Annotated in this window: 17 protein-coding genes and 1 tRNA gene; 7 read left to right on the top strand and 11 right to left on the bottom strand. The window is 62.0% G+C overall.

What is annotated here, in order from left to right; all coding sequences use genetic code 11:
* Positions 1 to 98 precede the first annotated feature (98 nt).
* Positions 99 to 1559 carry an amidohydrolase family protein gene (locus tag VMA09_00700; GenBank protein ID HUA32094.1) on the top strand — a complete coding sequence of 487 codons (1461 nt, stop codon included), beginning with the start codon at positions 99 to 101 and terminating at the stop codon, positions 1557 to 1559.
* Here the strand turns inward: VMA09_00700 and VMA09_00695 are convergent.
* Positions 1547 to 2863: an NCS2 family permease gene (locus VMA09_00695; protein ID HUA32093.1), complete on the bottom strand. Its 1317-nt coding sequence runs from the start codon at positions 2861 to 2863 to the stop codon at positions 1547 to 1549. The genes VMA09_00700 and VMA09_00695 overlap by 13 nt on opposite strands.
* A 138-nt stretch (positions 2864 to 3001) precedes the next feature.
* Between VMA09_00695 and VMA09_00690 the strand changes: the two genes are divergently transcribed.
* Complete coding sequence (locus VMA09_00690) at positions 3002 to 3904, top strand: ROK family protein (protein HUA32092.1); 903 nt, start codon at positions 3002 to 3004, stop codon at positions 3902 to 3904.
* A 35-nt stretch (positions 3905 to 3939) separates the two neighbouring features.
* Here the strand turns inward: VMA09_00690 and VMA09_00685 are convergent, their stop codons facing one another.
* The 4 genes from VMA09_00685 to VMA09_00670 form a co-directional block, all read right to left on the bottom strand.
* On the bottom strand, positions 3940 to 4299 hold the full coding sequence (locus tag VMA09_00685; GenBank protein ID HUA32091.1) for a nuclear transport factor 2 family protein: 360 nt from the start codon (positions 4297 to 4299) through the stop codon (positions 3940 to 3942).
* A gap of 56 nt (positions 4300 to 4355) precedes the next feature.
* Positions 4356 to 5192: a phytanoyl-CoA dioxygenase family protein gene (locus VMA09_00680; protein HUA32090.1), complete on the bottom strand. Its 837-nt coding sequence runs from the start codon at positions 5190 to 5192 to the stop codon at positions 4356 to 4358.
* A gap of 113 nt (positions 5193 to 5305) precedes the next feature.
* The gene (locus VMA09_00675) at positions 5306 to 5689 is read right to left on the bottom strand and encodes a GFA family protein (protein ID HUA32089.1); all 384 of its coding nucleotides are present in this window, start codon (positions 5687 to 5689) and stop codon (positions 5306 to 5308) included.
* Between the two features lie 64 nt (positions 5690 to 5753).
* Entirely contained in the window at positions 5754 to 6122 is a 369-nt protein-coding gene (locus VMA09_00670) for a hypothetical protein (GenBank protein ID HUA32088.1), read from the bottom strand.
* A 96-nt stretch (positions 6123 to 6218) separates the two neighbouring features.
* Between VMA09_00670 and VMA09_00665 the strand changes: the two genes are divergently transcribed.
* Positions 6219 to 6308: transfer RNA gene (locus tag VMA09_00665), tRNA-Ser, on the top strand.
* A gap of 35 nt (positions 6309 to 6343) precedes the next feature.
* Here the strand turns inward: VMA09_00665 and VMA09_00660 are convergent.
* On the bottom strand, positions 6344 to 6628 hold the full coding sequence (locus VMA09_00660) for a HigA family addiction module antitoxin (GenBank protein ID HUA32087.1): 285 nt from the start codon (positions 6626 to 6628) through the stop codon (positions 6344 to 6346).
* 216 nt (positions 6629 to 6844) lie between these two features.
* Positions 6845 to 6982 (bottom strand): hypothetical protein, encoded by a 138-nt coding sequence (locus VMA09_00655; protein HUA32086.1) that lies wholly within the window; start codon positions 6980 to 6982, stop codon positions 6845 to 6847.
* Between the two features lie 225 nt (positions 6983 to 7207).
* Here VMA09_00655 and asnB point away from each other — a divergent pair, with 225 nt between their 5' ends.
* On the top strand, positions 7208 to 8971 hold the full coding sequence (gene asnB, locus VMA09_00650) for an asparagine synthase (glutamine-hydrolyzing) (GenBank protein HUA32085.1): 1764 nt from the start codon (positions 7208 to 7210) through the stop codon (positions 8969 to 8971).
* On the opposite strand, the gene VMA09_00645 is transcribed toward asnB, so the two are convergent.
* On the bottom strand, positions 8968 to 10416 hold the full coding sequence (locus VMA09_00645; GenBank protein ID HUA32084.1) for an adenylate/guanylate cyclase domain-containing protein: 1449 nt from the start codon (positions 10414 to 10416) through the stop codon (positions 8968 to 8970). The genes asnB and VMA09_00645 overlap by 4 nt on opposite strands.
* A 143-nt stretch (positions 10417 to 10559) precedes the next feature.
* On the opposite strand from VMA09_00645, the gene VMA09_00640 reads away from it, so the two are divergent.
* On the top strand, positions 10560 to 11798 hold the full coding sequence (locus tag VMA09_00640) for a serine hydrolase domain-containing protein (GenBank protein HUA32083.1): 1239 nt from the start codon (positions 10560 to 10562) through the stop codon (positions 11796 to 11798).
* Positions 11799 to 11817: 19 nt separating this feature from the next.
* A complete protein-coding gene (locus VMA09_00635; protein ID HUA32082.1) occupies positions 11818 to 13266 on the top strand; it encodes an amidohydrolase family protein in 1449 nt (482 codons plus the stop codon).
* On the opposite strand, the gene VMA09_00630 is transcribed toward VMA09_00635, so the two are convergent.
* Entirely contained in the window at positions 13267 to 15174 is a 1908-nt protein-coding gene (locus VMA09_00630) for an ABC transporter ATP-binding protein (protein ID HUA32081.1), read from the bottom strand. It lies immediately after the preceding gene.
* A gap of 159 nt (positions 15175 to 15333) precedes the next feature.
* Positions 15334 to 16875 (bottom strand): carboxylesterase/lipase family protein, encoded by a 1542-nt coding sequence (locus VMA09_00625; protein HUA32080.1) that lies wholly within the window; start codon positions 16873 to 16875, stop codon positions 15334 to 15336.
* Between the two features lie 170 nt (positions 16876 to 17045).
* On the opposite strand from VMA09_00625, the gene VMA09_00620 reads away from it, so the two are divergent.
* On the top strand, positions 17046 to 17672 hold the full coding sequence (locus VMA09_00620) for a hypothetical protein (protein HUA32079.1): 627 nt from the start codon (positions 17046 to 17048) through the stop codon (positions 17670 to 17672).
* 169 nt (positions 17673 to 17841) lie between these two features.
* Here the strand turns inward: VMA09_00620 and VMA09_00615 are convergent, their stop codons facing one another.
* Positions 17842 to 18924, bottom strand: coding sequence for an ATP-binding protein (locus VMA09_00615; protein HUA32078.1), 1083 nt, complete (start codon positions 18922 to 18924; stop codon positions 17842 to 17844).
* Between the last annotated feature and the right edge of the window lie 64 nt (positions 18925 to 18988).

Below are 18988 nucleotides of genomic sequence, written 5' to 3'. Positions count from 1 at the left end.
GGACAAAGCGGCGGGCCGCGAATGCACGCGACTTGGCGGATGTAGCGGGATGGTACTAAGCTCCCGCCAAGACAAGTGCGATCACTGGAGGCGCTGCGATGTCGACTCAATCACATGCGCAAAAAATCCGGGCCGGACTGAAGCATCCGATTATCGACGCGGACGGGCACTGGCTCGAATACGGACCTTTCATCCTGCGCGAGCTGCACAAGCATGGCGGCCAGCGGGCGGTCGAAGGCTTCACTGCCTTCAACGCGCACGTCGGGCGCGCGCTTACAGCCTCGGTTGACGATCGCAAGCGCAAGCGCCGCGCGCAGGAGGCGTTTTGGGCGATTCCGACCAGGAACACGCTCGATCGCGCGACCGAGATCCTGCCGCACCTGCTCTACGAGCGGCTCGATGAGTTTGGGATCGATTTCACGGTGCTCTACCCAACTTCGGGACTCGGCGTCGCGTTCCATCATGACGACGAAACGCGGCGCGTGACGTGCCGGGCGTTCAACAATTTCGTGGCGGATTTTTTCGGCGAGTTTTCCGATCGGATGACGCCGGCGGCGGTGATCCCGATGCATACGCCGGAGGAAGCGATCGCGGAACTCGAGCACGTCGTGAAAAACCTCGGGCTCAAGGTCGTGATGATGGCAAGCCTGGTGCGCCGCCCGATCCAGGCGATCGCCGAGAAGGATCCTGCGGCAGCCCGCTCGGCGACCTGGCTCGACCTGCTCGGGCTCGACAGCGAATACGACTACGACCCGGTGTGGGCGAAGTGCGTCGAGCTCGGCATCTCACCGACCTTTCATTCCGGCTCACGCGGCCTCGGACTGCGCATCTCGCCGACCAACTTTGTCTTCAATCATATCGGCCACTTCGCTGCGGCGAGCGAGGCCGTGTGCAAAGCGATGTTTCTCGGCGGAGTGACGCGGCGCTTCCCGACGCTGAAGATGGGCTTCCTCGAAGGCGGCGTGGGATGGGCTTGCGGCCTCTACAACGATCTCATCGGACACTGGAAAAAACGCAACCGCGAAGCGCTGGAAGAAGTGAATCCCGCAAATCTCGATCACGCCGCGCTCGCGAAGTTCGTTAAGCAATACGGCGGCAAGTGGAATACCGGCGCCGAGGAAGAGGCGTCGAAAGATCGCGCCGGACAGAGCGAGGCGATCGGCGGAATCCGCGAGCTCGACGACTACGCGGCGTGCAAGATCAAACGCGCCGAGGACATCCGCGATCTGTTCGTGAACAATTTCTACTTCGGATGCGAAGCTGACGATCCCGCGAACTCCTACGCGTTCAATCGCAAGGCCAACCCATACGGCGCCAAGCTCAACGTGCTGTTCGGTTCCGATATCGGTCATTTCGACGTGCAGGATATGAAGGAGGTTGTGCCCGAGGCCTACGAGCTGCTCGAGGACGAGCTAATCACCGCGGACGATTTTCGCGACTTCATGTTTGCCAACCCGGTGCGCTTCTGGGGCGAAGCGAATCCGCGCTTCTTCGAAGGCACCCGCGTCGCGAAAGAGGCCGCCGCACTGATCGCCTCGAAGCAGCGTCACTTGCCGTAGGGATAGAAGGCGAAGAACGCGAGCGACAGTGCGCACAGCGCCCACAGCCCCGGGCGCACTTCGCGCCCGCGGCCCGCGGCGAGCTTGAACATCGGATAGAGCACGAGCCCGGCGGTGATGCCGACGCCGATGTTGTAGGTGAAGCTCATTAGCGCGATCACGGCGAAGGCGGGAATCGATTCGGTGTAATCGTCGAACCGAATCTTCGCGATCGGCGCCAGCATCATCGACCCTACGACGATTAGCGCGGGCGCATAGGCCTCACGCGGTATCGCGCCGACCAGCGGCGCGAGGAACAGCGAGCACAGGAACAGTATCGCCACGACGACTGCCGTGAGGCCGGTTCGGCCGCCCGCCTCCACGCCCGCCGCGGATTCGACGAACACGCCCGAAGTCGTGGTGCCGACGAGCGCGGCGAATACGGTTGCGAGCGCATCGGCGAGCATCGGGCGCTCGATGCCGGGCAGGTTGCCGTTCTGGTCGAGAAAGCCGGCGCGCGACGATACGCCGATGAGCGAGCCCATCGTATCGATCAGCGCCATCACGAAGATCGAGAGCAACACGCCAAAGAATCCGACGCTGAGCGCGCCGCGCACATTGAGCTGGAGCACGATCGGCATCGGATTCGGCGGCATGCTCACCCACTGCGCCGGGGTCGGCGCGACGCCGGTCACGAACGCGAGTGCCGCGGACGCAAGGATTCCGATCAGGATCGCGCCCGGCACGCGGCGCATCATCAAGATCGAAATCAGGAGGAAGCTCACGACCGCGATCTGTATCGGATGCGCGCCCAGATCGCCGAGCTTCACCGGCGCGCCCGGCACGCCGATCGACACGAGACCGGCCTCGTTGAGTCCGATAAACGTGAGGAAGAGCCCGATGCCGGCGGCGAAGCTGTGACTCAGGCCGGGCGGGATCGCCTCGAGCATCCATTGCCGGACGCGCGCGATGGTCAGCAGCGTGAACAGGATGCCGGCGATAAAAACGGCGCCGAGCGCGGTCTGCCACGAATAGCCGAGCACGCGCACGACGGTGAACGCGACGAAGGCGTTCTCGCCCATGTACGGCGCGATCGCGAAGGGGCGATTCGCGTAGAGACCCATTACCAGCGAGCCGAATGCGGCGGTGATGGCGGTCGCGACCATCGAGGGGCCTTCGGGAATCCCGGCCGCGTGCAGGATCGCGGGATTGACCGCGATGATGTACGACATCGTGAAGAACGTCGTGAGGCCTGCGACGATCTCGCGGCGCGCGGTGCTGCCCGCGCGCTCCAGGCCGAACCAGCGGTTTAGTGTGGATCCCACGCCCTCGCTCCGCGAGCGAATCGCTTAGCATGCCGCTTGCGGCGTAATCCAGATGAATGCAGTCCGCGGGCGACTGCGATATAAAGACTTGCCCGGCGGTCGACGACCGATCCATCTTTGACAAGGAGCTGAAACCAGGTGGCAGACGATCCTGTGGAGCGCGCGGACAATAACGCGGCACGAATGAACAAGAACTCAAAGGCGATCGCAGGCACGGGTCCGCGTACCCTCGCGGTCGATATCGGCGGCACCGGCATCAAGGCGATGGCCCTCGACGCCAAGGGCAAGCCGCTCGGCGAGCGCCAGAAAATCGAGACCCCGAAGAATGCGACGCCGAAGAAAGTGGTCGGCGTCATCAAGGATCTCGCGAGCGAAGCCGGAGATTTCGATCGTATATCTGTCGGCTTTCCTGGTGTGATCAAGGACGGCCGCGTCTTCACCGCCGCCAATCTCGGCAAAGGCTGGACGGATTACCCCCTCGAAGCCGAGCTCGCGAAGAAGTTCAAAGTACCCGTGCGCCTCGCCAACGATGCCGACGTGCAGGGCCTCGGATGCATCACCGGCAAAGGCGACGAGCTCGTAATCACCCTCGGCACGGGATTCGGCTCGGTGCTGTTCGTCGATGGGCATCGCATCCATCTCGAGCTCGGGCATCATCCGTTTCACAAGGGCAAGACCTACGAGGATGAGCTGGGGCACAAGGCGCTCAAGAAAAAAGGCGTCAAGAAATGGAACAAGATGCTGCGCGAGGCAATCGATGACCTGGCGCGGGCGTTCAACTACGACCGCCTCTACATCGGCGGCGGAAGCGCGGCCAGGATATCGTTCAAGCTGCCGCCCAACGTGTTCGCGATCAGCAACGAAGACGGCATCCTCGGCGGTATCAAGTTGTGGAACGAAAACGAAAAGCTGAGCCCGCCGCCGCGCCGCGCGGCGAAGTCCAAATCGAAGCCGGCACGCGCGAAAAAACCCGTCGCGAAGGCTGCCGAACAACCTCCGGCTCAGGCGGCGGAGGAAGCGGCGCCGACGTCGATATCCTGACAGTTACCGGCAGCGAGACATTATGTGAAGAGCGCCTACCGCTCGGGAATCGGCAGGTGGTGCAGCCGCAGGAACGATAGCTTGTCCCAGTAACCGCGCTGGAAAGCGATCTTGCCCTCGACGACGTGAAAGAAGCCGCATCCGCGCAGGCCCTCAGGATCGCGCCACTCCAGAATCGCCCACTCGCCGTCGTGGAAGATGTGCTCGACGATGCAGATCATCTTCGTGCGCGCGAAATCGCTCGTGAACATCGCGCGAATCGCCTCGCGGCCTTGGACCGGCGCCTCCGCCACCTGGTGGTTGATTGCATCGGCCGTGTACAGCGCCGCGAGCGCATCAACGTCGGCGCGATTGAAAGCCTCGACCCACGCGGAGACAACATCTTTCGGATTCATGTGATTCGCTCCGAACTTTGAAGCGAACCACACGCGGTGGCGCGAGGAAAGTCTCCTTACTTCGCGCGCAGCGGTTCGGGCGTAAACGCACCGAGCTTGGTGCCCTGGGCGCGGCGCGGGAACGCCATCTTGCGCATCGCCTCGGGCGGCCCGTCGACGAAACCGATCGAATTGAGCCACAGGTCGCCGCCCAGCAGATGTCGCAACGTCGGCGATGCGCGATGCCATACTTCCTCGCGCACCGAGACGAGGTGATTCTCCTGCACGCGAAGAAACGGACGCACGTAATATCCGAACAGCGCGCGGCGGATACTGTCGCGCGACACGTTAGCGCCGGTCTTGTGCCAGGTGTAGCCGTGAAGGATCGCGACTGAGCCGGCAGGTCCGACGATCGGTACCGTGTCGTAATCCTTGCCAGGCTCGGGATTCGTCCTGAGCTTGTGCGATCCGGGAACGTAGCGCGTGCCGCCGTTCTCATCGCTGAATTCGTCGATCATCCACACTGCGTTTGCCGACAGCAGGTACTCAGGATGCGGCGGCGGGACATATCCCGAATCCGAATGCAGCGCCATTTCCTCACCGCCGGGCGCGGTCGTGTTCGATGAAAATCCTGACAGGATGAAATCGCCGCCGAGCAGCTTGTTCATCACCGTCATGACCTCGGAATGTTGCACGATCTCCTCGAAGACCTCGCCCTTGTTGACGAGATTGAAGACGCGCTGATTGACTCCCTCCGACTCGAGGAAGGCGTTGCCTGCGCGGCGCTCGCCGGCATTGAGCTCATCGACACGGTTGCGAATCCGCGCCAGCAGCTCGGGCGGGATGAAATTCTCGATCACATACACGCCATCGCGCTCAACGCGCGCAACGATTTCATCGGTGGTCAGCGGCATTTCGAATCAGCTCCAGTTCGATTGAACGATCGGTTAATTTTGTCCAAGCCGATGCCAAAATTCAAACCGCCCGGCGACCTCTAATCGCATTTGCCGAATGGCGGCCCGCCCGGCTACTGGCGAAGGTCGTCCTTGAGCTCCACCCACGGACATTTCGAGCCCGACATGAAGTGAACTTCGGCGGCGCGGCCGGGATCGGTATCGAGGGTGCCCATCCGGAGGCCCAGCACGTTGGGGCTCGCGTCGTTGAGCTTGTAGATGGGTGAGCCGCAGCAGCTCGCGAAGTACCGATGGAATCCCGGGCTCGATTCCCATGTCGACAGAAGATCCTTGCCGTCCACGACTGCAAACTCGCCGGCCCGCATCCCGGCGGTCGTACCGAAGCTCGAACCGGAGTGCTTGCGGCATCGCCAGCAGTGGCAATACGTAATCGGCCCGAGCAGTTGTCCTCGAATCTCGTATCGAAGGCGCCCACAAGCGCATGAGCCTTTCAGCATACGGGCGAAACTAGCGCGCGCTGGCTTGGTTCGCGAGAGTCAACTGAGGCGCAACAGAATCGGCTTAGTGCGGAACCAGCCCAGGCGCCAGCTTTCTGAACATGCCGCTGCCCACCGCGTCCTCCAGACCCTTCCCGTTTAACCGCGGATCGTTGTCCGCGATACACTGCGCCGATACCGCCGCATCCATCGCCACACTCGTGTCCTGCTTGTTGCCCTGGTCGACGTCGCTGTTGGGCGCAAGCTCGGCCTCGTCCTGTGCGGCGTTGATCGCGTCGCGGCGCTCCGCATCACAGTCGGGTTCGGAATCGAAGTGACGCGCCCTCTTCCACTCCGCGAGCGGCGCCGATTGATCGACACCTTGATTGGTCATCGGGGCAGTCATCAGGAACCATCCCGCGATTGAAATTGCTGCGACATGACGAACGCTCATCCGAGATCTCCCCCGCGCGGCTGCGCTTGCGACGCTCGCCAGAATAGACGTTCGCGTGCGATATTCGATTCCTATAAATATTTGACGCAAGCAGATGGAGGGGTGGCCGAGTGGTTGAAGGCACCGGTCTTGAAAACCGGCGGCGGCGTGAGTCGCCCGTGGGTTCGAATCCCACCCCCTCCGCCAGCTATGCAGCGCGGTCAGGCCGTCGTGCCGAGCGGCTACGCGCGCTCGATGCGCTCGCGCTCGCGCGGACTGTTCATCGCTTCCCATAAGTCAGTACGGCGCTGGACGTTCAGCCAGAAGTCGGGAGTATTGCCAAACACGCGCGCCCGGATCAAAGAGGTCGCCGCCGTCACCATGCGACGGTTGTTGCACAACTCGTCAACGTGTTTGCGCTGTACACCCATCGCGTCAGCTAGTGCGGCCTGCGTCAAACCCATCGGCCCCATGAACTCTTCAAGTAGAATTTCGCCGACAGTGGCCGCCGGTTTGCGCTTCGTCATCAACATGGTTCGCCTCATCGATCTTATCGAGATAGATGCCTCAATGTCGACGAAGAGCAGACGCAATCCTTGCCATCTACTTCTGCGCAGCCGCTACAAATTGAATGGATTGTTGTCAGAACTTCGGACTTTCAACCAGCGCAGAAGCTCTCGTCTTCCGCGCCGGTTGACTTTGTTGATCCAGTGATTTGCGAATCGCGATTCGCATTGGCTCGATTAGCGATGCTCATGCCATTCGTGATGATGCCAGCCCCATCCGCCGCCGCCGTAGCCGACGAAGCAGCCGGTTGCGGAAAACATTGCCACTGAAAGCAGAATGGCTTGCGCGATAGCCAATAGTTTACGTTTGTTCATCTTTCTCACCTCGTTTCGACAACTCAGATAGAGTGCATCGACCATGCCGATTGTTCTCCGCCTAATTTTGCGAGGACTTTCCGGCGCTTTGCGTACCGTGTAGTTTTTCCAAGAGGCTGCGTTCCCGACCAAATTGGGAGTTCAATCCGAAAACGTAGATATGCTTGAATAAGTCCGCGACTCGGCTTTCGTGCCTTTAGGAATCGTGCGAAACTCCTGCTCCGCGTGTGTGGAATTGCTGGAGTGATGATGCGCGACGGGCGCCGGGCCGAGGCCGCGGTGCTCGATCGCTTGCAGGCTGCGCTTGCGCATCGCGGGCCTGACGGTCACGGGCGTCATCTCGAAGGTCCCGTCGGCCTGCTCAATACACGCCTTGCGATCATCGATTTGCAGACCGGCGATCAGCCGTTTTACGATCCGCAGGGCGCGGTGCTCGTCGCGAACGGCGAGATCTACAACGACCCTGAACTCCGCAAGCGATTTCCCGATGCGCCATTCAATACCGGCTCCGACTGCGAGTCGCCGCTGCATCTGTATCGGCGCAAAGGACTTGACTTTGTCGACGACCTGCGCGGCATGTACGCCATCGCGATTTACGATCCCGCCACCTCGAAGCTGATACTCACTCGCGATCCGTTCGGCATCAAACCCCTTTACTATGTGGAAACGTCAGAATGCTTCGCGTTCGCATCTGAGGCGCAGGCACTGATCGCGGCCGGACTTGCCGATCGTCAAATCCGTCCGCAGCCGCGCGCTGAACTGTTCCAGCTCAAGTTCAGCACCGGTCCCAATACGATCTTTTCGCAGATCCACCGGATGCTGCCGGGCGAGACACTCGTTGTTAGCAACGGACAGACTATCGAGCGGCGCCGGCGTCGCGCGTTGCCCGAGGGCGGGCCGCTCGAAGTTACCTATGACCAGGCATTTCAGAAACTCGACGAAATCCTGCGCGACAGTGCCGCGCATCATCTGCGCTCGGACGTTCCCTACGGGCTCTTTTTGTCCGGCGGAATCGATTCCTCGACCGTGCTCGCGCTGATGGCGCAGCTCTCGCCTAAGCCCGTCGTTGCGCTGACCGTCGGCTTTCCGGGCAGCCGCGCCGCTGACGAGCGCGCCGCGGCGGAACGAATCGCGCGATCAGTCGGCGCCGACCATCACATGATCGAGATGACCGAGAACGATTTCTGGAATTATGCGCCGCGCGTCGCCGCGGCGCATGACGATCCGACGACCGATCCCGCGACGCTGCCGACCTTCCTGCTCGCGAAGGCCGTAAAAAGCCTCGTCACTGTTGTGCTCACCGGAGAAGGTGGTGACGAGATGTTTTGTGGATACAGTCGCTATCGGCGCGCGAGCTGGTTCGGCGGCGCTTTCAGCCGTCATGCGCGCACGCGCGGCGAATGCGACGGACTCGCTGACGATGCGATGAGCGGATGGCGCGATGGCCTTGCCCGCGCCGAGCGCGAGGAGGCCTTGCCCGGCCGTACGTTCATCCAGCGCCTGCAGGCGGCAGATTGTGCCGAATGGCTGCCCAACGATCTGCTCACCAAGATCGATCGTTGCATGATGGCGCATGGCGTCGAAGGCCGCACGCCATTTCTCGATCCGGTGGTATCGCAATTCGCGTTTCTCTTGCCGGACCAGTTAAAGGCGACGACGCGAATGAGCAAGCGTCTCCTGCGCGATTGGGTGGCGAAGAACATCCCGGCGGCAGAGCCCTACGCGAAGAAGAAAGGATTCAATCCGCCGATCGGCGAATGGATCGCGGCGAAGAAGACGCTGGTCACGAGGATGGTCGCTGAGCAGCCGGGCATCGCCGAAATGTTCTCGCACCAAGAAGTGCAGCGCGCGTTCGCGGATCCTGCAAATCGTGCGCAACCGGCGTGGAGCATGATCTTCTACGCGCTATGGCACAGCCATCATGTGCTGAGCGTTCCCGCCGAGGGAACGATCGAAGATGTCCTCGCGGGTGCTCGCGGCCTGGGCTAGGAAGCGTCCGTCGCGACGCCGTAAACCTGGACTCGCTGCACTCGTCCTTTGACGTGGATTCCGCCGAGGGAATTCCACCTGAACTGTGATTGCGCCGCCGCGCGAGTCTCCTCGCTCACCAGGATCTCGGCGTCGAATTCCTTGGTCGCAGTCTGCAATCGCGACGCGAGATTCACCGTGTCGCCGATCGCTGTAAACTCCATGTGAGCTTCGGTGCCGATATTCCCAACGACCGCGTTGCCCGAGTTGACGCCGATGCCCATCGCGAAGCCGCTGCGGCCCTCGCCTTGCCATTTCGCGCATAGCTGATGCAGCGCGCGTTGCATTTCGATCGCGCTCGCGACCGCGTGCGTTTCGTGGCCCGGGTCTTCGACGATCGCGCCAAATGTCGCCATCATGCCATCGCCGGTGAATTTGTCGATGTAGCCGCCGTTTTTCTGCACCACGGGCACCATCCGCGCGAAGAACTCGCTCAGCACTTCGACGACTTCCTCGGGCCGCCGCGCTTCCGACATCGAGGTGAAATTGCGGATATCGGCGAACAAAACGCTGATGCGCCGCCGCACACCCTTCAGTTCCGGCACCTTGCCGTCGCGCAGTATCTGGTCGAGCACCTCACGCGACAGGTATCCCGAAAACGCCTGCTCGATCATCTTGCGTTCGCGTAAGCCGCGAGTCATCAGATTGATCGCGCTCGCCATCTCCTTGAATTCCACCGTGCCCCGAACCTCCGCCGCTGCCTCGAGGTTCCCCTTGCCTATCGCATCCACCGTCCCGCGCAGGCTGTAGAGCGGGACCGTTACACCGCGAGACAGCATGATTGCCGTGACGATCGCGATCACGACGGTGACCGCGAACGGCGGTGCCAGGTACTTCCAGACGTTGCCGAGCATCGTGTCAGGAGCCCATCCGAGCTTCACCCCCAACTCGGCTATCAGCTTGCCGGAGCGATCGTAAATCGGGGCGAGACCCACATCGTAGCGGAACTGAAAATTATCCAATTGATTATCGAGCCGGTGCAGGTTTTCGAGATTCGCCGCCTGCTGGCCATTGGCGACGAAGGGATCGCCGGCGTGATGTGCGAGGCCGGACTCCTCGCCGGTATCGACGCCATAGACGACCTGCTGCGGATTGTCGCGCGACGGTATCAGGATGAAAATGTGATCGACGTTCACATCCTGTCGGCGATTCGCGTCGCGAATCGCCTTCAACTGGTCTTCGATTTGGGTGTACTGCGGCTTGGCCGCGGTGCCGGCGGATGCGATTTGCGCAATGCTGTCAGCATGGAGCATCAGCGCGCCGGTCGCAGCGATCGAGTGAACCTTGCGATGCACCTCGCGCTGCAGCAGGCGGTTGCAGATGAGATAACTAGCAGCCGCGAAGAGGCTGGTGCTGACGACCACCAACGTCAGCAGCACGATGAACAGTTGTCCGCGATAGGTCATTGCGCGCCGCACCTTTGTCCCGATTCAAATCGAAGGCAGAGACTAGCTCATGCATCGGCGCTGCGTCAGGCGGACGCGCGAGGATTGCCGATGCGCCGTCACTCGTCATAGTGTTCGATTCACAAGGAGCCGACGCGACAGTTATGGCTAATCGCACAATTTCAGTGAAAACGAACGTTGGTCAGGTTCAGGGCGAATGCGATCCGCGCTTCGACGGCGTGCTCGACGTTTTCGTCGAGAATTTTCAAAAGCGCGACGAGCTCGGCGCGAGCGTATGCATCACGGCCGAGGGCCGCACCGTTGTCGATCTTTGGGGCGGCAAGGTCGCGGAGGACGGCCCGGAATGGTCGCGCGACACCGTCTCGATCGTGTTCTCCGCGACCAAGGGCGCATCGGCGATTTGCGCGCATATGCTGGCCGATCGCGGCAAGCTCGAGCTCGACGCTCCGGTTACGCGCTACTGGCCCGAGTTTGGCCAGGCAGGCAAGGAATCGGCCCTCGTCGCGATGATGCTCGATCACTCGGTCGGCCTGCCGCATCTGCGCACGCAGGTGCGGAACGGCGGATTTTACGACTACGAGTACATGATCGGGATGCTCGAGCGCGAAGCGCCCTTCTGGGTTCCCGGCACGCGCAACGGCTACCACGGCATCACGTCGGCGTGGACTGTAGGCGAGATGGTGCATCGCGCGTCTGGCAAGCGCCTCGGCGAATTCTTCCGCGACGAAGTTGCGGGCCCGCTCGGCATCGATTTCTGGATCGGCCTGCCGGAGCAATATGAATCGCGCGTCGCGCCAATGATCTACGCACCGATCACCGACGAAGTGCGTAACAGCCGGATCTCGAAAGCCGCCGTTGCCGATCGCGATTCGCCGCCCTTCTACTTCCTGTTCAACATGGGCGGTTTCAACGTGAACACGCGTGAGGCGCGCGCCGCCGAGATCGGCTCCGCCAATGGAATTTCCAACGGGCGCGGTCTTGCGGGCCTCTATGCTCCACTCGCCAACGGCGGCTCGCTCGGCGGCGTGAAGCTCGTCGGTGCTGACACGCTGACGCGGATGGCGCTCTGTTCGGTCGCAACGCACGACGATGCGACGCTCAAAATCCCGTCGCGATTTTCTCTCGGCTTCATGAAAGCGATGGACAATCGACGCCTCGACAACGCGAAGAACTGCTCACTCATCATCTCGGAGCCGGCCTTCGGCCACGTCGGCGCGGGCGGTTCGATTGGCTTCGCCGATCCGAGTTGCCACATGAGTTTCGGCTACTCGATGAACCGCATGGGCATCGGCATCCTGATGAACGATCGCGGACAGTCGCTGATCGACGCCGCTTATCGCGCGCTCGGATACAAGAGCAACGCCGGCGGAGTCTGGGCCTGAACTGAGCCGGAGCACGACGATGAGTGCGCGCGCCAAATCGAAATCCGCCGAGATCAGGTCGCGGCTGACTCATCCGGTGATCGACTCCGACGGCCACACCATCGAATCGATGGCCGTGTTCCTCGATTACCTCGCCGATGTCGCAGGCACCCGAGTCGTCGAGCGCTTTCCGCTCGCGCTCGAAGATACGTTCGGCGATCCGCGCTGGATGAAATCGAGCCAGGCCGAACGGCGTGATTTGCGCAAGCTGAAACCGACATGGTGGGCGAATCCCGCGCGCAACACGCTCGATCTCGCGACGGCCACGATGCCGAAGCTGATGCACGAGCGCCTCGACGAGATGGGCCTCGACGTATCCGTCGTCTACCCGACGATCGCGCTCGTCACGCTCGAGATCGCCGACGAGGAGATTCGCCGCGCCAGCGCTCGAGCGCTCAACCGGATGAAGGCGGATCTGTTCGGCGAGTTTTCCGATCGCCTCATCGCGGCGGCGACGATTCCGATGCATACCCCTGCCGAGGCGATTGCGGAGCTCGATTATGCGGTCAGAGAGGCGCGACTCAAAGCGGCGATGGTCGCGAGTTACGTGCGGCGTTCGATTCCCAAGGTCGCGCGCGAATTTCCCGGCGCCGCGAAATACACCTACTGGATGGACACCTTCGGCCTCGACAGCGAGCACGACTACGATCCGTTCTGGGCCAAGTGCGTTGAGCTGGGAATCTCGCCGACGTTCCATTCCGTCGGCTACGGATGGGGCGCACGCACCTCGATTTCGAACTACGTGCACAACCATATCGGCAACTTCGCCGCGAGCGCCGACGCGATCTGCAAAGGCCTCCTGCTCGGCGGCATTCCGACGCGATTTCCAAAATTGAAGTTCGGCTTTCTCGAGGGCGGCGTCGCGTGGGCGCGCACCCTCTTCTGCGAGCTGATCGGGCACTGGAAGAAGCGCAACGGCGAGGCAATCAAGCACTACGATCCGCAATCGACCGACCGAAAGCTGTTCAACGAGTTGCTCGCGCGCTATGGCACCGGCACGTTGCACGGCGATGCTGATCGTATTCTCGGACGCGCCAACTATGGCGGCTTCGCGGCGGGCGACCCGGCGCAGATCGATGAATGGCGCCAGAGCGGCGTGCGCTCACCGGAAGACATCCGCGATATTTTCCAGAGGCAGTTTTACTTCGGATGCGAGGGCGACGATCCGCTCACGATGATGGCCTACCGTCCGATGGGCACACCCTTCGATCTGCACCTCAATGCGTTTTACGGCTCCGACATCGGACACTGGGACGTGCCCGACATGAGCGAGTGCCTCGAAGAAACGACGGAGCTCGTTGACCATGGGTTGATGAGCCCGGGCGAGCTGCGCCAGTTCGTCTACGCGACGCCGCTCGAATTCTGGACCGCGAACAATCCGAATTTCTTCAAGGGCACGCGAATCGAATCCGCGATCGCGCGCGCCTAGCTATTCAGCGTCGGCAACGCGGCGCATCGCGCGCAGGGAACCCGGGACACGCGCCGAATGCTCGGGCGTGACCATCAGTTTGCGCGTCTGCTCGTTGTAGAGCTGCGCGTACACTCCGCCCGTGTGGAGCAGTTCTCCGTGCGGCGCGACCTCAACAATGCGGCCGCGATCGAGCACGACGATAACGTCGGATTCCACCGCGCTCGCCAGGCGATGCGCTATCAGAAACGACGTGCGACCCTTCATCAGGCGCCGCACTGCGTCGTGAATGAGGTTCTCCACCTCGGAATCGAGTCCCGAGGTCGCCTCGTCCAGAATCAATATGGGCGGGTTCTTGAGGAACACGCGCGCGAGCGCGAGGCGCTGGCGCTGCCCCGTCGAAGGACGCAGACCGCCTTCGCCGATCATCGTTCCAAGCTGCTCCGGCAGCGATTCGACAAACTCGCGGATGTTGGCTTGCTCGAGCGCGTGCCACACGTCGTCGTCGGGCGCGTCCGGGCGCCCGTACTGGACGTTCTCGCGAATCGAGGCGCTGAACAGCACGGCATCCTGCGGTACGATTCCGATCGAATCGCGCAGCGACTTGAGCGTGACCGTTGAGATATCGGTGCCGTCGATTCGGATCGATCCCGAGTCGGGCTCATAGAAGCGCGGGATCAGGCTGGCGAGCGTGGTCTTGCCCGCGCCCGAGCGGCCGACGAGCGCGACCGTGGTTCCCGCGGGAACGTGAAGATTTACGTCGTGCAGGATTCGCCGCCGCGCGCCGCCGTCAAGCGGCTGGTAACCGAATGACAGGTTGTCGATCTCGACTTCGCCGCGAGTCGCGCGCAGCTCCGTCGCTCCCGGCTGGTCGCGCACTTCGGGCGTCTCGTCGAAGAAGGTGAAGATCCTTTCGATCGCGGCGAGCGAGCTCGCCACGATACTCGACAACTCCGAGAAGCGTTGCAGCGGCAGGTAGAGCGCCGACAGGTACGCGTAGAAGGCGACCATCGTGCCGAGCGCCATCTTGCCGTGCAGGATGAAGACCGAGCCCGCCCAGATCACCACGAGCGGCGCGGCGCGCGTGATGAACTCGGTGAACATCTGATGCTCGGAAGTGAGCTTCACGTTTTCGATGGTCAGGTCGTAGAGCTCCGTCGTGCGGGTGAAGAACCGCTGCGCTTCCTGCTCCTCGCGGGCGAATGACTTGACGGTCGCGACGCCGGCCACCCGCTCCTGGAGCTCGCCGGAAAACTCCTCGACGACTTCCTGCAGTTCGTGGCTCGCCTTCTTGATGCGCGGCGAAAGGATGCGGATGACGATCACGTAAAACGGCACGACGATCATCGAGATCCACGCCAGCCGCGCGTCGAGCACGAACAGGATCCAAACCACGAGCGTGAGCGGCACGCTGTCGATCCAGATATTCGTCATGGCAGAGCCGACGAAGTTCTGCGCGAGCATGATATCGGCGGTGAAGCGTGACACGATTCCGCCCGACGTCGTGCGATCGAAAAAGGAGTGCGACAAGCGCTGCATATGCCGGAACAGCGCGTAGCGCAGATCAAAGATGAGGCGATGCCCCGCCATGCTCGCCCAGTAGTTGCGATAGTAAGTCGCGAACGCCTGGACGATGAAGAGAGCGAAAAGCGCGGCGGTGAGAGCCTCGAGCCTGCCGGGAGCGCCGGCGCTCAGATGAAGCAAGCTCGCCAGCGACGCGCACCATCGGTCGATCAGACGGTTGACCGGCTCCATTCGCGGTTGCGGTACGAGCAGAACGTCGAAGACGTACTTAAAGGCGAGCGGAAACGCGAGCGGCAGCGTGAACTTGAGCACGCCCATGACCGACCCGCCCGCGACCAGCCAAAGATGCGGCCGCACGTAGCCAAGGAAACGGAACAGCGGCGTGTGCGGGAGATGGCGCGCCAAGAGGCCGCGCCGCCGTTGGTCAGGCTCGTCGACCGCGGACGTGGTCGAATCGGAAGACTCCGGCGTCTCCGGGCGACCGGCTTCTGAAGCAGACCTCGATTGTGGCATGCGGCGGATTTTAACAGCCGCTGAAAGGCCAAAAAAGACCCTCGTGCGAAATCAGAGAGCGCCGATGATCGCGCTCGGCATCCCGTCCCAGGCGCGGCGCTCCTGGTCCATCGGCGCATCGGCGCTGCCGCTCTTCGCGTCAAACATCATCGTTGCGCGCCGCGCTTCGGTGTACGTCGGCCACGCGCCGACGCTCTCGCAACTCGGATTTCCCGTACGCGCGAATGCGAGCCACGCATCCTGCATCGCGGTCGCGAGCCGATCGGCATCCGGACCGCTGCCGGCGAAGGATTTCATGCCGGGCACATTATTGGTGCCGAAAACGAATCCCAGCTCCAGCGCGTGGCACGATCCAAGCCGTCCGCGCAGCGCCGGCGACTTCCACGTGAACAGGTAGCTGTAAACATTTTGTTCACGGCGCGACTTGATCTCGGCGAGCCGGATTCCGGGGATGCGAAACACGCGGTCACTCTCGATCGCGGAGAACAGCTCGGCTGGAGTCGTCGGTTCGCCGCGTCCGGAGCGCGCTTGTTCGTAGGCCGCGATTAGCGCGTCGGCCGCTTCAGGAGCCAGCCGGCGGCCGATCCGCGCGCCCAGGCCCTTACGATCGAGATCAGCGATGCGCGCGTCCATCGAGGCGAACAGCTTCCATTCCTCGGCCGTCGACCCGACCATGATCGAGACACCGGCCGTCGCGCCCTCGGCAACGAGATCGATCGCGGCTTTCGGCAGCGCCGCTCCGTCAACCACCGGTTGATACGCCATCCCGAGTTCAGGGCTGGGCATGCCGTTCGGCAGCAGCGTGCCCTTGAGGAGAGCCTCGGGGGTGAGCCCGTGCAGCTGCTCGGGATGCGCGGGCGATACTCCGAGCGTCTTCAGCACGTGCTCGGCGACATGATTGGCGCGCTGCGCCGAGGTCGCCGTATTGCACGAGCCGCTTTGCGGAATCGCTTTGTGGAACAATCCGCGTGCCGCGGGCGCGGCGAGCAGAGTGCCGACGCTCATGCCACCGGCCGATTCGCCGAAGATCGTCACGTTGTCGGAATCGCCGCCGAACTCGGCGATATTGTCGCGAACCCATTCGAGCGCCGCAATTTGATCGAGGATGCCCTCGTTGCCCGTCGAAGGGATCCTGCCATTGGTGATGTCCGATAGGCGCAGGAAGCCCAGCGGTCCCAGGCGATAATTGATCGTTACGACCACGGCGTTGCCGCGCTTGGCGAGCGTCGCGCCGTCGTAGATCTCTTGCGAGCCGGAGCCGATGGTGAAGCCGCCGCCGTGAATCCAGAGCATCACGGGGCGCGGCGCGCCGCTCGTGCCGGGCGTCCAGATATTGAGGTAGAGGCAATCCTCGGACATCTCACCGTTCACGGTCATCGCGGTGAGGGCACCGATCTGGGCCCGGTTCTGATGGCCCACCGGAGCGAAGCTGCGCGCATCGCGCGTGCCGCTCCACGCCGCCGCCGGTGTCGGCGGCATCCAACGCAGCGCTCCCGCCGGCGGAGCCGCATACGGAATGCCCTTGAACACCAGGAGACCGTCCTGATCGATTCCTTCTGTTCTGCCGGCGCGCGTGGTCACCGTGTTGCTCATTTGCTTTCTCTCCAAACAAGTCTTACTCGATACTCGCAAAATGACGCGCGAGATAACAAGCCGCGCGAGGCGGCCGGGTGCGAAGTTGCAAAACGCACTTTATACCTAAGCGTCGAGTTGAAGCTGACGCAGCATTTTGTCATGTCCTTATTTCGGGATTAGGATCGTAGATGAAGAAACGCATTGATGGGCGAACCGCCAAAGGCCTGCGCCTCAGAGAGCAGGCTCACGAAAGTATCCTGAACGCATATATAGACCTCATCCGCGGCGGAGTTCCTGCGCCGACCGCGCGCGAAACTGCTGAACGGGCGGGAATGTCGCTGCGCGCAATCTTTAACTATTTTTCCGATCTGCGCGCGCTCAGGCTCGCGGCATTCAATCGGATGCAGGCGCAGAGCAGTGAATTCTTTGCCGATGAGATACCTGATCGCGCGTCTGCCGCCGAAAGGCTCGAGCGATTCATCGATACTCACATGCGGCGGCTCGAATTCGTCACGCCCTTTCACCGGACTGCGGCAATGGTCGAGAACGTCGAGCCCGATGTAGCACAGGCTATGAAAAAGGCGCGCGATGCGGCGGGTCAGCAACTCGCTAAAGCACTCGGCTCTACGTTGAAGTCCTTCTCTCCCAGCGAAAAACGCGAGCTGCTCATGAAACTGCATGTCGTCTGTTCATGGGCGTGCTGGGAGATGCTGCGAGGCCACTATCAACTGCCTCCCAAGCGAGCGCGCGCGATCGTCACCGATGTGGCGATGGCAGTCATGGCCGCCGCCGAGCGCAAAGCGCAGACGCGCTAAATCCGCTTCAGCCTTTGCGCCACATTTTAGTTGCATTATTAATGCAGGCTTTTGCACCTATAGTTAATTATATCTTGAGGGCGCTAGAGCTGCGCCGGCGGAGCATGCGATGGAATATATAAGGGCGCGCGTCTTCAGTTCGTGACGCATATCGCTCGAGCATCGAGGCTCAGGAATTTATGATTGGAAAGCGCAGCACGAATTCGGCGCCCGCTTGAGCACGATTGCGTGCGCTGATGCCCCCGCCGAGACGAGTCATCACATCCTTCGCCATCGAGAGGCCGAGTCCGCTGCCGCTCGGCTTGGTAGTGAAAAACGGCTTGAAGATCGACTCGACATGTTCCGTCGGAATTCCTTCGCCCTCATCGGCGATGACAATTTCGACTGCCTCGCTGACGGTGCTGCTGACCGTTATCGTTCCGCCTTCCGGCATCGCATCGCGCGCGTTTAGCAACAGGTTGGCAAATACGTGCTTCAGCTCTGTAGCCAGTCCCGAAATTGGCGGGAGCGCATCCGGCAACAGGCATTCGATTCGAATTCGACCGCCTAGCACGGTCGGCACCCTGATGACTACATCGACCATGTCGATCGATTCGCGGACCAGCACGCTGAGATCGATCGAGCGAGGCTCGCCCTGCTGGCCTTCGCGGACGAAATTTTGCACCCCACGCACGCGGTCGGCGGCCGCGTTGATCGATCTGATCGCCGCATCAACGTCTTTGACCAGATCGGGATCGGCCTTGGCGCGAAGAATGTCGAGCCTGAGCCGGGCTGCGTTGAGATTGTTACCGAGGTCGTGCGCGAGCCCGGAGGCGAGCTCGCCGAGCGCGCGCAGCCGTTCATTCGAGTAGCGCTGCTCCTGGACCTTCTGCAATTCGAAGAGTCCGCTGATTTCGCTAGTGAGATCGATCGCGATGGCGCCGAGATGTCGCTCGCCGTCGATGTCGACTGGAAAGCGGAGCACGAAGGCGAACTCGCGACCGCCGCGACGCATCACCAGGTCCGTCGTCTGGATCGGCTGGCCGCTCGTGAGTACCGCGAGGTCGTTCCTTCTGAACGCGCGCGCGAGTTCCGGGAAAAGCTCTTCGTCGCTCGATCCAATCCATTGCTCGCGGGGTATGTCGAAATCGGCCACCAGACGATCGTTCACATAGACGTAGATTCCATCGGCGTTCTTAACCCAGATGCGCGCGGGAACGCTGGGCGTGAAGGGCGACAACAAAGCAACTATGCGAGCTGGATCGGAGGGCATTCGATGCCTACACCAGTCGAGTTGGCCGGACGGAAAATCATTTTCGGGCACGCGTCATTTTATG

It is taken from the genome of Candidatus Binataceae bacterium, from assembly GCA_035508495.1.
Lineage (GTDB): Bacteria > Desulfobacterota > Binatia > Binatales > Binataceae > JASHPB01.
The sequence above is the reverse complement of the archived record's forward strand: the minus strand, read 5'-3'. Positions and strand labels throughout refer to the sequence as shown.